General features: G+C 62.4%; 12 protein-coding genes. 4 read left to right on the top strand and 8 right to left on the bottom strand.

Translation table 11 applies throughout. From position 1 onward, the window contains the following. Nucleotides 1-17 precede the first annotated feature (17 nt). From mntP to LPW39_RS07315, 3 genes are all read left to right on the top strand, one after another. Nucleotides 18-587: a manganese efflux pump MntP gene (mntP, locus tag LPW39_RS07325; RefSeq protein ID WP_230773010.1), complete on the top strand. Its 570-nt coding sequence runs from the start codon at nt 18-20 to the stop codon at nt 585-587. Nucleotides 588-1,029: 442 nt separating this feature from the next. Next, nucleotides 1,030-2,025, top strand: a complete 996-nt coding sequence (locus tag LPW39_RS07320) for a DUF808 domain-containing protein (protein ID WP_230773009.1) — start codon at nt 1,030-1,032, stop codon at nt 2,023-2,025. Between the two features lie 272 nt (nt 2,026-2,297). Further along, the gene (locus tag LPW39_RS07315; RefSeq protein WP_230773008.1) at nt 2,298-2,909 is read left to right on the top strand and encodes an OmpW/AlkL family protein; all 612 of its coding nucleotides are present in this window, start codon (nt 2,298-2,300) and stop codon (nt 2,907-2,909) included. Between the two features lie 98 nt (nt 2,910-3,007). Here LPW39_RS07315 and LPW39_RS07310 read toward each other — a convergent pair whose 3' ends face one another. Together LPW39_RS07310 and LPW39_RS07305 are read right to left on the bottom strand one after the other, a co-directional pair. Then, nucleotides 3,008-4,291: an O-acetylhomoserine aminocarboxypropyltransferase/cysteine synthase family protein gene (locus LPW39_RS07310; RefSeq protein ID WP_230773004.1), complete on the bottom strand. Its 1,284-nt coding sequence runs from the start codon at nt 4,289-4,291 to the stop codon at nt 3,008-3,010. Nucleotides 4,292-4,388: 97 nt separating this feature from the next. Further along, nucleotides 4,389-5,498 (bottom strand): YeiH family protein, encoded by a 1,110-nt coding sequence (locus LPW39_RS07305; protein ID WP_230773002.1) that lies wholly within the window; start codon nt 5,496-5,498, stop codon nt 4,389-4,391. A 168-nt stretch (nt 5,499-5,666) separates the two neighbouring features. Here LPW39_RS07305 and LPW39_RS07300 point away from each other — a divergent pair, with 168 nt between their 5' ends. After that, entirely contained in the window at nt 5,667-6,566 is a 900-nt protein-coding gene (locus LPW39_RS07300) for a LysR family transcriptional regulator (protein WP_230773000.1), read from the top strand. Nucleotides 6,567-6,573: 7 nt separating this feature from the next. Here the strand turns inward: LPW39_RS07300 and LPW39_RS07295 are convergent, their stop codons facing one another. From LPW39_RS07295 to cyoB, 6 genes are all read right to left on the bottom strand, one after another. Next, nucleotides 6,574-7,116: a response regulator transcription factor gene (locus LPW39_RS07295; protein ID WP_230772998.1), complete on the bottom strand. Its 543-nt coding sequence runs from the start codon at nt 7,114-7,116 to the stop codon at nt 6,574-6,576. Next, on the bottom strand, nt 7,079-8,437 hold the full coding sequence (locus tag LPW39_RS07290; RefSeq protein WP_230772997.1) for an ATP-binding protein: 1,359 nt from the start codon (nt 8,435-8,437) through the stop codon (nt 7,079-7,081). The genes LPW39_RS07295 and LPW39_RS07290 overlap by 38 nt, the downstream gene beginning before the upstream one ends. A gap of 81 nt (nt 8,438-8,518) precedes the next feature. Next, complete coding sequence (locus LPW39_RS07285) at nt 8,519-9,274, bottom strand: SURF1 family protein (RefSeq protein WP_230772996.1); 756 nt, start codon at nt 9,272-9,274, stop codon at nt 8,519-8,521. Nucleotides 9,275-9,343: 69 nt separating this feature from the next. Then, nucleotides 9,344-9,775: a cytochrome o ubiquinol oxidase subunit IV gene (gene cyoD / locus LPW39_RS07280; protein ID WP_230772995.1), complete on the bottom strand. Its 432-nt coding sequence runs from the start codon at nt 9,773-9,775 to the stop codon at nt 9,344-9,346. Then, a complete protein-coding gene (gene cyoC, locus LPW39_RS07275) occupies nt 9,776-10,399 on the bottom strand; it encodes a cytochrome o ubiquinol oxidase subunit III (RefSeq protein WP_230772994.1) in 624 nt (207 codons plus the stop codon). It lies immediately after the preceding gene. Next, nucleotides 10,392-12,395 carry a cytochrome o ubiquinol oxidase subunit I gene (gene cyoB / locus LPW39_RS07270; protein ID WP_269075784.1) on the bottom strand — a complete coding sequence of 668 codons (2,004 nt, stop codon included), beginning with the start codon at nt 12,393-12,395 and terminating at the stop codon, nt 10,392-10,394. Before cyoB ends, cyoC begins: the two co-directional genes overlap by 8 nt. Nucleotides 12,396-12,402 lie beyond the last annotated feature (7 nt).

Here is a 12,402-nt window from a genome sequence, read left to right as displayed (position 1 = left end):
TCCTAGAAGAACCTCCGATGAACGCTGCTTCCATTTCCCTGTTGGCGCTTGCCATGTCTACCGATGCCTTTGCCGCGGCGATTGGCAAAGGCTCTGCCCTTGTCAAACCCCGTTGGTCCGAGGCGCTGCGCACCGGCCTGATCTTTGGTGTCATTGAGGCCATCACGCCGCTGGTGGGCTGGGCGCTGGGCTATGCCGCTGCCGATTATGTGAAGGCCTGGGACCACTGGATTGCCTTTGTGCTGCTGCTGGTGCTGGGTGGCCGCATGGTGCTGGGTGCTTTCAAAAGCGCCGATGAGCCCGAGATGGGCCGCCCGGCGCGCCATGGCTTCTGGCTGCTGGTCGCCACCGGCTTTGCCACCAGCATCGATGCAATGGCGGTGGGCGTGGGCCTGGCTTTCCTGGATGTGAACATCACCGTGGTGGCGCTGAGCATTGGCTTTGCGACCTTTGCGATGGTGACCTTGGGGGTGATGGTCGGGCGCGTGCTGGGCCATATCACCGGCCGCTGGGCAGAGGCGGTAGGCGGTGTCGTGCTGATCGCGATTGGCTCGCTGATCCTGTACGAGCACATGGTGGCGGCATAAATGCAAGCCGTCTGCGGTTGCCACGGCAGAGGGCTTTGGTGTGCGGCCCTGTAGGAGGACTGCACCAGACAAAACAAAGCCCCGCAGAGCGGGGCTAAAGTGAGAGAGATCAGTGCGCTTGCAACTGTTGCGGCTGCCGGGTTTTCAGTTCTGGCTCAACCGCTGGCAAGCTGCGCTGGTATCAGAAGCGGGCAGGAGCACGCTTACGGTCACGTTCGTCTTCAGGCCAAATTGCAAACACTTCAGTCATTTCAGTCCTTTCACCTTTCTGGTGTAGATGGGTGTACAACGGGCCGCGCGCTGAAGTGGTTGACAAGGCCTGCATAAAGTTTTGTGAACAACCTCCAACAAAACGTAGAAATCACCGTTTTACGGGGCTTGAGACGGCATTGCATTGTGAAATCGCTATGATTTGCCACCGAATTTAGACAGGGAGTGCGTAATGGCTGGTGCTGGTTTATTGATGTTGCTCGATGATATTGCGACCTTGCTTGACGATGTGGCGCTGATGACCAAGACGGCTGCGGGCAAGAGCACGGCCATCCTGGACGATGTGGCCACGCAGACCAAGGTGGCGGTGCAAAAGACGGCGGGGGTGCTGGGCGATGACCTGGCGCTGAATGCCGAGCAGGTGACGGGCGTCAAGGCCAACCGGGAGTTGCCGGTGGTCTGGGCGGTGGCCAAGGGCTCACTGAAGAACAAGGCCATTCTGGTGCCGGCAGCGTTGCTGATCAGTGCTTTTGCGCCCTGGCTGATCACGCCGCTGTTGATGATTGGCGGCGCTTTCCTGTGTTTTGAGGGGGTGGAGAAGGTGCTGAGCCTGTTCCACAAGCCCAAGCACACCCATGACGCCGTCAAGGAGTCAGAGCAGGCCGCACAAATGGGTGTGGCCCCTTCGTCGGTCAAGGCCGCCAACGAGAAGAACATGGACCCGGTGGCCTATGAAAAGGCCAAGGTGGCGGGTGCCGTGCGTACCGATTTCATTCTGTCGGCCGAGATCATGGCTATAGCGCTGGGCACCGTCGCCAGCAAGCCGATTGCCGAGCAGTTTGCGGTGCTGGTCGCTGTGGCGCTGGCGATCACCGTGTTTGTCTACGGCCTGGTGGCCGGCATTGTGCGCATGGACGACGTGGGCATGTGGCTGATGCGCAAGACCAGTGCCGCCGCAAAGGCGTTTGGCCGGGGCCTGATTGCGTTTACGCCTTGGCTGATGCGTGGTTTGTCGATTGTGGGTACGGCTGCGATGTTCATGGTGGGCGGCAGCTTGCTGGTGCACGGCATCGGCCCGATCGAGCACTGGCTGCAGAGCACCGTGACCCCGATGGGCGGCGTGGTGGCCCTGCTGGCGCCCACCCTGGTGCACGTGGTCGTCGGCGCGGCCATTGGCGGCCTGGTGGTGCTGGCGGTGGAGGCCTGGCACAAGTTGCGCGGGCACTGATCAGCAGCAGCGCTGCATCCTGGGGATGCGGCTGCAGTAAAGACCTCAAGGCGGCATCGCAACAGCGGGCCGCCTTTTTTCATGGCTTGTTTTGTCTCGTTGATCTGGGTCAGGGCCGCCTGGCACGCAGAGGAAGAAGATGCAGGGCATGGACAGCAGGCAGATCTGCCACCCACCTATCCGGCGCTTGGTGCTGGCCGGGCATGCAGATGCAGGCTTGTTTCAGCTACTTTTCAATCCATGCGAGCAAGATCGCAGCGAGGGCAATGATGATGAAAAAAATGATGTTGGCAGCGGCGGCTGTATGTGCAATGGCGTCGGGCGCCGCGATGGCGCAGGAGGCGCAAAGCCCCTGGCAAGTGCGTTTGCGTGCAGTGCACCTGGATAGCGCCAACAAGGACTCCACCGGCCTGGGTCTGTCGATCAATGACAAGACCATTCCCGAAGTGGATGTGACCTACTTCTTCACGCCCAATATCGCGGCCGAGCTGGTGCTGACCTACCCGCAAAAGCACGACCTGCGCTCCGATGGCGCCAAGATCGGCACGCTCAAGCACTTGCCGCCCAGCCTGCTGGCGCAGTACCACTTCACCAACATGGGTGCGTTCAAGCCCTATCTGGGCGCTGGTGTGAACTACACGCGCTTCTCGAACGTGAACTTCGCACCGGCTGTTGAGGCCGCGCTCGATCCATCGATCAAGAAGAACAGCTTTGGCGCCGCACTGCAGATCGGCTTTGACTACATGCTCGACAAGAACTGGTCGATCAACGTGGATGTGAAGAAGGTCTACATCAAGACCGATGTGCGCTCGGCGGGCACCAAGGTGGGGACCTTCAAGGTCGATCCTTGGCTGCTGGGTGTCGGTGTGGGCTACCGCTTCTAAACAGGTCCTCATGCCCGCTCCTGGTGATCCAGGAGCCACAGAGCACTGTGTTTGAGCCGCTTGTTGAAAGCGGCTCTTTTTTTGCGTGCGACGGCCCCTCAGACCTTGGCCAGCGCCTGCTCCAGATCGGCTAGCAGGTCATCGACATGCTCAATGCCGACGGACAGGCGCACCATGCCTTCGCTGACGCCGGCCTTCTCCAGCTCGCCACTGTCGAGCTGGCGGTGGGTGGTCGAGGCCGGGTGCGTGGCCAGTGATTTGGCATCGCCAATATTGACCAGGCGCGTGAACAGCTGCAAAGCATCCAGAAAGCGGGCGCCAGCGGCACGGCCTTGGCCATCGGCGGCCTTAAGGCTGAACGACAAAATACCCGAGGCGCGGCCGCCCGATTGCTTTTGCAGGATGGCATGGTCCGGGTGATCAGGCAGGCCCGCATAGCGCACCCAGGCCACCTTGGGGTGCTTTTGCAGGGTCTCGGCAATCTTCTGGCTGTTCTCGCAAATGCGGTCCATGCGCAGCGCCAGGGTCTCAATGCCTTGCAGGATCTGGAAGGCGTTGTGCGGCGAGATGGCCGCGCCCATATTGCGCAGTGGCACCACGCGCGCGCGGCCGATGTAGGCTGCTGGGCCAAGCGCTTCGGTGTAGACGACGCCGTGGTAGCTCACATCAGGCTCGTTGAGGCGCTTGAAGCGCGCCTTGTGCTCCGCCCAGGGGAACTTGCCGCTATCGACAATCGCACCGCCGACGCTGGTGCCATGGCCGCCGAGGTACTTGGTGAGCGAGTGCACGACGATATCGGCACCATGCTCGATAGGGCGCAGCAGGTAGGGTGAGGGCACGGTGTTGTCCACGATCAGCGGCACGCCGTGGCGGTGGGCCACATCGGCCAGCGCGCGGATGTCGGTCACATTGCCCAAGGGGTTGCCGATGGACTCGATGAACACAGCCTTGGTCCTGTCGTCGATCAAGGCGCCAAAGCTGGCCGGGTCGCGCGGATCGGCAAAGCGGACCTCGATGCCTTGCTGCGGAAAGGTGTGGGCAAACAGGTTGTAGGTGCCGCCATACAAGGTGCTGGCCGAGACGATGTTGTCGCCCGCTTCGGCCAGCGTCTGGATGGCGGCGGTGATCGCCGCCATGCCCGATGCCAGCGCCAGTGCAGCAATGCCGCCCTCCAGCGCTGCCACGCGCTTTTCCAGCACATCGGTGGTCGGGTTCATGATGCGGGTGTAGATATTGCCCGGCACCTTCAGGTCAAACAGGTCCGCGCCATGCTGCGCGCTGTCAAAGGCGTAGGCCACCGTTTGGTAGATGGGCACGGCCGCAGCCTTGGTGGTCGGGTCGGGCGAATAGCCTGCGTGAACGGCCAATGTCTCGATGCGCATGGTATTGGAATCCTTTTTGTTAGCGGAAAGATGCCTGCCCGTTGTAGCAGTTTTGCGCGGCAGACCAACGATTTTTTGGGTATGAGCTTATGAGGCCTCAGAGCGCTGAGATCCCTCCCATCCAGGTATTGATCGCCAGCCCACCCAGCACCAGCCAGATAAACAGCACCAGAGCCAGCAGCAAGGGCTTGATGCCTGCGGCCCGCACCGAGCGTACATGGGTGCTGAGCCCCAGGCCGGCCATCGCCATCGTGAGCAGCGCGTTATCCCATTGCACACCAATGGCCAGGGCCTGCGCAGGGATGACGCCCAGCGAATGGATGCCCGCGACTGCGACAAAGCCCAAGGCAAACCAGGGAATGGTGATCTGGCTGGCCTGCACGGCGCCACCGGCGGCAGGCTGCGGGACCGGTGCATCGCTGCCAGGGCCCCTGGCCAGCCACAGCGACAGCACGATCAGAAACGGGGCCAGCATCATCACCCGCACCATCTTGGCGACCACGGCGGTATCGGCCGCGTTGCTGCTGACGGCGCCGCCAGCCGCCACGACCTGGGCGACCTCGTGCACCGTCGAGCCCACCCAGAGGCCGTAGCCGGCCTCGCTCATCTGCAGGCTGGGTGCGAGCCACTGGTAGAGCACGGGATACAGAAAGGTGCCCACCGTGCCAAAGACCACCACGGTGGCAATGGCGACCGCCACATCATCGGCCCGCGCCCTGGCCACCGGTGCGGTGGCCAGCACGGCCGCCGCGCCGCAGATGGCGCTGCCCGCGCCCACCAGCATGCTGGTGCGTGCGTCCAGCCCCAGCCAGTGTTGGCCCAGCCACTGCGCCAGCACAAAGGTGCTGACAAGCATCAGCGCATCGATCAGAACGCCCGTGGCGCCCACGGCGGCGATGTCCTGGAAGGTGAGGCGCAGGCCATAGAGGATGATGCCCAGGCGCAGCAGCTGCTGCTTGGACAGGCCCACTCCCGCTGCCGCCGGGGCCTGTACCCAGCCATAGACGGTATTGCCCACCAGCATGCCGATGACGATGGCCAGGGTAAGCGCGCTCAGCCCGTGGCTGCCAAACCAGGGCAGGGCTGCCAGGGTGCTGGCCAGCCAGGCAATGGCCGCGCACAGCAGCAGGCCGGGTGCCAGGCGTTTGGCTGTATCGAGCCAGTGGACGTTGCGCAGGTTGAGGAGGGAGAGCTGGGCGAGTGACATGGGTGTTTCCAGAGGCCCCTGGCAGCGCCGAAGGCGGGCACTGTTGGGCGATATGGCGTCACTATAGAAATTATTCTTATATCTGTATAACTAGTTGTTTGATTAATATCTATCGATAAAATAGGTAGATATTGATTCATCGACCCAAGCGCCTTGGGCGCCATCACCATGCTTCATCTCAGCCTGCGCCAGTGGGAGGTTTTCTGCGCCATCGCCCACAGCGGCAGCACCGTGGCTGCAGCGCAGACCATTGGCCTGTCGCAATCAGCGGTCAGCGCCGCCTTGCAGCAGCTAGAGGCAGGTCTGGGGGCGCAGCTGTTTGCGCGCAGCGGCAAGCGCCTGGTGCTGAACGACCTGGGCCGCAGCCTCTGGCCGCAAGCACAGGCCTTGCTGGAGCTGGCTTTGCAACTGGAGCAGGCCACCCAGCAGACGGAGCCCATGGCGCCGGTGGTGCTGCGGTTGGCGGCCAGCACCACCATTGCCAACCATGTGCTGCCGGCCATCCTGGCGGACTTTATGCAGCGCTATGCCCAGGTGCAGTTTGAGGTGGTGATCGGCAATACCCGCGAGGTGGCAGAGGCGGTGAGCGAGGCCAGTGTCGACCTGGGCTTTATCGAAGGGGTGAGCCACTGGCCAGCGCTGGAGGTGCAGCCCTGGCGCGAGGATGAGCTGGTGCTGATTGCGGCACCTGGCCACGCGCTGGTGAGCACAGGGGACCAAATGCCCATCACCGCGCGGCAACTGGCTGCTTGCCGCTGGCTGCTGCGTGAGGAAGGATCGGGTACGCGCGAGGCGGTGGAGTTCAGCGTGCTGTCTCAACTCCGCGAATGGCCGATAGCGGCGGTGCTCGGCAGCTCGGAAGCCATCTGCACTGCGGTAGCGCGGGGCGCGGGTATCAGTTGCCTGTCGCGTGTCATTGCCCAGCCCTGGATCGACCGGGGCGAGCTGGCCGTGCTGCACAGCTTGTTGCCGCCAATGCGGCGCCAGTTCTCGCTGCTGCAGCGCCAGGGCAAGCAGCGCTCACCGGTATTGCAGGCGCTGGTGCAGGCCTGTGAGGACGCTGCCTGAGGGGTGCTTAACGGACGTGGTGCTTTTCCAGCTTGCGGGCCAGCGTGCGGCGGTGCATGCCCAGGCGGCGCGCGGTTTCGGAGATGTTGAAGCCGGTCTCGGCCAGGGTCTCGTGGATCTTTTCCCACTCCAGTGTCTTGATCGAGGTGGTGGTAGCGGTCAGGTCGACTTCGGTGCTGCCTTCGACCCGGCTGAAGGCCGCTTCGATATCGTCGGTGTTGGACGGTTTGGCCAGGTAGTGGCAGGCGCCGAGCTTGATGGCTTCGACTGCGGTGGCGATGCTGGCGTAGCCGGTGAGCACGACAATCAGCGCATCGGGGTTTTGCGCATGCAGCAGCTGCACGCAAGACAGGCCCGAGGCATGGCCGGCCAGCTTCAGGTCCATCACCGCGTACTGCGGGCGCTCGGTCTGCAGCAACTGGGCCACTTCGTCTGCGCTGCTGGCGTGCAGCACGCGGTAGCCCCGGCGCTCAAAGGAGCGGCGCAGGGTGCGGGCAAAAGCGGCATCGTCTTCAACCAGGAGTAACAGGCGTTCTTGGGTTTGCGTCATGGTGTGGTTCATCATCCAGGGCGATCGAGGCCAGCGGCAGGCTGATGCGTACAGCTGCACCGCCGCCCAGGTGCTGCTCGCGGTTGCGGGCCTCGACATGACCGCCCAGCGAGCGGGCCACGTTCATCACCAGAAACAGGCCCAGGCCACCGCCAGGGCGTTGTTTGGTCGACTGGTAGGGCTTGCCCAGGTGTTCCAGGATCTCGTGCTTGAAGCCCGGGCCGCTGTCGGTGACCTGCAGCACCAGCAGGGCATCGTCCTGCGCGGGGCATTCGACCACCAGCTGGACAAAGCCGGGCGAGGCCTCCAGCGCATTGTCCAGCACATTGAAAATCATCTGTTGCAACGAGGTATCCGAGATGATCGGGATATCGCGCGCCACCTGTTTGCGGTAGACAAAGTTGCCGGGCTGGCGGTGGCTTTGCCATTGCGCCGCCACGCGGTCCATGAAGGTGACCAGGGTGGTGGTCTCGGGCGCGTCGCCGCGTGTCTCGCCGGCCGACAGCAGCACGCCGGTGACAATGGATTTGCAGCGCTGCACCTGGTGCTCCATCTCACGCAGGTCCTCCATCAGCTCGCCGTCTTGCGCGATCGAGGGCATGCGCTGCCAGTCGCCCAGAATCACCGCCAGGGTCGACAGCGGTGTGCCCAGCTCATGGGCTGCGCCGCTGGCCAGCAGGCCCATGCGCACGATGTGCTCTTCCTCGGCAGCGCGCTGGCGCAGGTCGGCCAGGCGTGCGTCGCGCAGCTGCAGGTTGGACATGATGCGGTTGATGAAGGAGACCAACAGGATGGCATTGAGCCCGAAGCTGATCAGCAGGCCCAGCAGGTACAGCGCATGCATGGCACCGCTGCGGTGGCTCATGATCTGCAGCGGCTGGTAGAAAAAGGCCAACGCTACCGCGCAGCTGCCGGTGACCACCACGATGCCCCAGGCATAGAAGGGCTTGAGCAGCACCGCCCCGAGGGTGACCTGGAGCAGGAACAAGGTGATGAAGGGGTTGTTGGCGCCGCCGCTGAGGTAGAGCTGCAGGCTGAGCGCCCCCACATCGGCGAGTAGCGCCACAAAGAGATCGCTCGACGAGATGTCGTGCTGGCGCCAGCGCAGCCACCAGACGCAGATCAGGTTGGTGATGACCAGCCCGGCCAGCACGGCCAGCATCTCATACAGCGGCAGGTAGATGTCAAAGCCCCAGCGGACCAGCGAGATGGTGACCACCTGGCCCACCACGGCCAGCCAGCGCAGCTGGATGAGCAGCTGCATGTTCTGGCGGTCGGTGGTGTGGGTGACCTGAAAGGGGGAGGGGATGGACAGTGGCACCGTGCGATTGTGCCGCAGTCGGCAGGCCTTGAGCCTGCCAGTGTTACCGGCGCCGCCAGGCGCCGGTAAGTCTGAGGGTGATTAACGCGTGCGCTTGCGTTTGCGCAGCACCAGCCAGGTGGCGCCTGCCACCATCAGTGCCAGGCCGTACCAGGTCAGTGCGTAGACCAGGTGGTTGTTGACAAAGCGCACCTGCGTGAGACCGGCGCGTGGCCATGGCTGGCTTTGCAGGTCGCTGGCGCTGCTGCGCTTTTGCTCGCCCACCACTTCGGCGCTGCCATCAGGCAGGCCTTCGTCGATGAAGAACGGCGCCACCTGCGTCAGGCCCTGGGCCTGTGCAATCGCCTGCACATCGCGGGAGAACCAGCGCCCGGCTTGTGGGTCGTTGTCGCGCAGAAAACCGCCTTTGGGCTCGGTGGCGCGCAGCAGGCCGATCACCTTGACGTTACCGGTGGGCGTTGCCGCTGTCAGCTGCGGGCCGCCTGCCCAGTCACGGCGCAGGGTATCGGGCACAAAGCCGCGGTTGACCAGCACCTGGCTGCCATCGGCTTGCTGCAGCGGGGTCAGCACCCAAAAGCCGGAGCCCAGCACCGTGGTGGCCTGGGTCAGCACGGTCTTGTCGGTCAGCCACTGGCCTTGCAGGCTGCTGGGCTGGTATTCCATCGCCTTGGCATCGAGCTGGGACCAGCTGGCCAGTGCGGGCAGCGCTTGGGGCGCGCTGTGCACCCGGCGCTCCACCCGTTCGATCAGGTCCAGCTTCCACTGCAGGCGGTAGACCTGCCAGGTGCCCAAGGCGATAAGGCCCAAGAACAAGGCGATGCCCACGGTCGCGAGCATCGCCTGAAAAAGTGCGGAATGCCGGGGCTGGCCCTGCGCATTCCGTTGCGTTTCGTTGGTCAAAACAGCTTAGTGGTTGGTGTGGCCTTGTTGGGCCGCAGGTTGCTGCAGGGTCACGGCGGTCGGGTTGTGGTTGTGGCCAGGCATCATGTTGGTGTTCATGTGGTACATGACCCACAAGGTACCAGCCAAGGTCACCGCAACGAACACGATCGTGAAGATGGTGGACATCAGGGTCCAGCCGCCTTCGATCTTGCCGTTCATGTGCAGGAAGTAAACCATGTGCACGATGATCTGCACTACCGCGAAGAAGGCGATCACGACCACGGTGGTAGTGCGGTTTTCGAACACGTCACCCATCACTACGGCGAAGGGGATGGCCGTCAGGATGATCGACAGGAAGAAGCCGATCATGTAGCCCGAGAAGGTGCTGTGGGGGCCGTCGTCATGACCGTGGTGGTCGTCATGGCCGTGTGCAGCGTGGTTGTGTTGTGCGCTCATTTACAGCACTCCGATCAGATAAACGAAGGAGAAGACGCCGATCCAGACCACGTCCAAGAAGTGCCAGAACATCGACAGGCACATTAGGCGGCGGTTGTTTTCACGGGTCAGGCCGTGCTTGCCGATTTGCAGCAGCAGCACCACCAGCCATACCAGACCGAAGGTCACGTGCAGACCGTGGGTGCCTACCAGTGCAAAGAAGGCCGACATGGCGGCGCTGCTTTGCGGGCCAGCGCCCACATGGATCAGGTGGTGAAACTCATACAGTTCCACGCCCAGGAAACCAGCACCGAACAGGCCGGTGATGATCAGCCAGACCACGGTGCCCTTGACCGAGCCCTTTTGCTTGGCCAGCATGGCAAAGCCGAAGGTGATGGACGAGAACAGCAGCAAGGCGGTGTTGATGGCCACCAGGCTCAGGTCGAACAGTTCGGCACCACCGGCGCCACCTGCATAGTTGCGGCCCAGCGCGCCATAGGTGGCGAAGAGGGCAGCAAAGATCAGGCAGTCGCTCATCAGGTAGAGCCAGAAGCCCAGAGCGGTGCCATTTTCTACGTGCGGTTCTTCCTTGAGGAAGTAGTCACGGGTACCGGTCGCGCCGGCGAGGGTGTTGTGATTAGACATGGCGGGCCAACAGTTGGGTACGTTCTTCTTCGGTGGCTGCTACTTCGCTTGCAGGGATGTAGTAGTCACGCTTGTAGTTGAAGGTGTGGATGATCGAGGCCAACACGATGCCGGCAAAGCTGATGCCAGCGATCCACCACATGTGCCAGATCATGGCGAAGCCGAAGACCAGGGCGATCATCGAGATCACGAAGCCGGCGCCGGTGTTCTTGGGCATGTGGATTTCCACGAAACCGTCGAGCTTGCGCTTGAAGCCGTGCTTCTTCATGTCCCACCAGGCGTCGCTGTCATGCACGGCTGGCGTGAAGGCGAAGTTGTACTGTGGAGGAGGCGACGAGGTAGCCCATTCCAGGGTACGGCCGTTCCAGCAGTCACCGGTCACATCACGCAGCTGGTCGCGCTTGAGGTAGCTGACGAACAGTTGGATGAAGAAGCAGGCGATACCCAGAGCGATCAGCACGGCGCCGAACGCAGCGATGATGAACCAGATCTGCAGCGAGGTGTCTTCGTAATGGTTGACGCGGCGGGTCACACCCATCAGGCCCAGCACATACAGCGGGCTGAAGGCCACCCAGAAGCCGACGAACCAGAACCAGAACGATGCCTTGCCCCAGAACTCGTCGAGGCGGTAGCCGAAGGCCTTGGGGTACCAGTAGTTGATACCGGCGAACACGGCGAACACGACGCCACCAATGATCACGTTGTGGAAGTGCGCAATCAGGAACAGCGAGTTGTGCAGCACGAAGTCAGCAGGCGGCACGGCCAGCAGCACACCGGTCATACCACCGATGGTGAAGGTCAGCATGAAGCCCACGGTCCACAGCATAGGCACGGTGAACTTGATGCGGCCACGGTACATCGTGAACAGCCAGTTGAAGATCTTGGCGCCGGTCGGGATCGAGATGATCATCGTCGTGATGCCGAAGAACGAGTTCACGCTGGCACCAGACCCCATCGTGAAGAAGTGGTGCAGCCACACCAGCCAGGACAGGATGGTGATACACACGGTCGCGTACACCATCGAGGTGTAGCCGAACAGGCGCTTGCGCGAGAAGGTAGCGACGATTTCGGAGAACACGCCGAAAGCAGGCAAGATCAGGATGTAGACCTCTGGGTGGCCCCAGATCCAGATCAGGTTCACATACAGCATCGGGTTGCCGCCCAGCTCGTTGGTGAAGAAGTTGGTGCCGACGTAGCGGTCCAGGGTCATCAGAACCAGCACAGCGGTCAGGATCGGGAAGGAAGCCACGATCAGCGCGTTGGTGCACAGCGAGGTCCAGGTGAAGATAGGCATCTTCATCAGGTTCATGCCAGGTGCGCGCATCTTGATGATGGTCACGATCAGGTTGATACCGGACAAGGTCGTCCCGACCCCGGCAATCTGCAGCGCCCAGATGTAGTAATCCAGACCCACGCCCGGGTGGTACTCGCCCAGACCCGACAGTGCCAGCCAGCCCAGGGTGGAGAACTCACCGACGAACAGCGAAGCCATCACCAGCACGGCGCCGGAGGTGGTCATCCAGAAGCTGAAGTTGTTCAGGAACGGGAAGGCCACGTCACGCGCACCGATTTGCAGCGGCACCAGATAGTTCATCAGGCCGGTCACAAAAGGCATGGCCACGAAGAAGATCATGATCACGCCGTGGGCGGTGAAGATCTGGTCGTAGTGGTGCGGAGGCAGGTAACCCATCGATTCACCGGCGGCCAGCGCCTGCTGGCCACGCATCATGATCGCGTCGGCAAAGCCGCGCAGGAACATGACCAGGCCCAGGATCATGTACATGATCCCGATGTTCTTGTGGTCGATGGAACAGATCCAGTTCTTCCACAGCGGACCCCAAAGCTTGAACTTGGTGATACCAGCAACGACCACGAGGCCGCCCAGGACCACGGCGATAAAGGTCCACAACACGATGGGCTCATGCACCATCGGTATGTCATTCCATGTCAGCCGCCCGAGGAGCGGGTCATGGCTTACGTTTGTAGCTACGGACATATTGAGT

The sequence above is a fragment of the Comamonas koreensis genome (assembly GCF_021026195.1).
GTDB classification, from domain to species: Bacteria; Pseudomonadota; Gammaproteobacteria; order Burkholderiales; family Burkholderiaceae_C; genus Comamonas; species Comamonas koreensis.
Note: the sequence above shows the minus strand (reverse complement) of the source record. Positions and strands in the feature narration are given on the sequence as shown.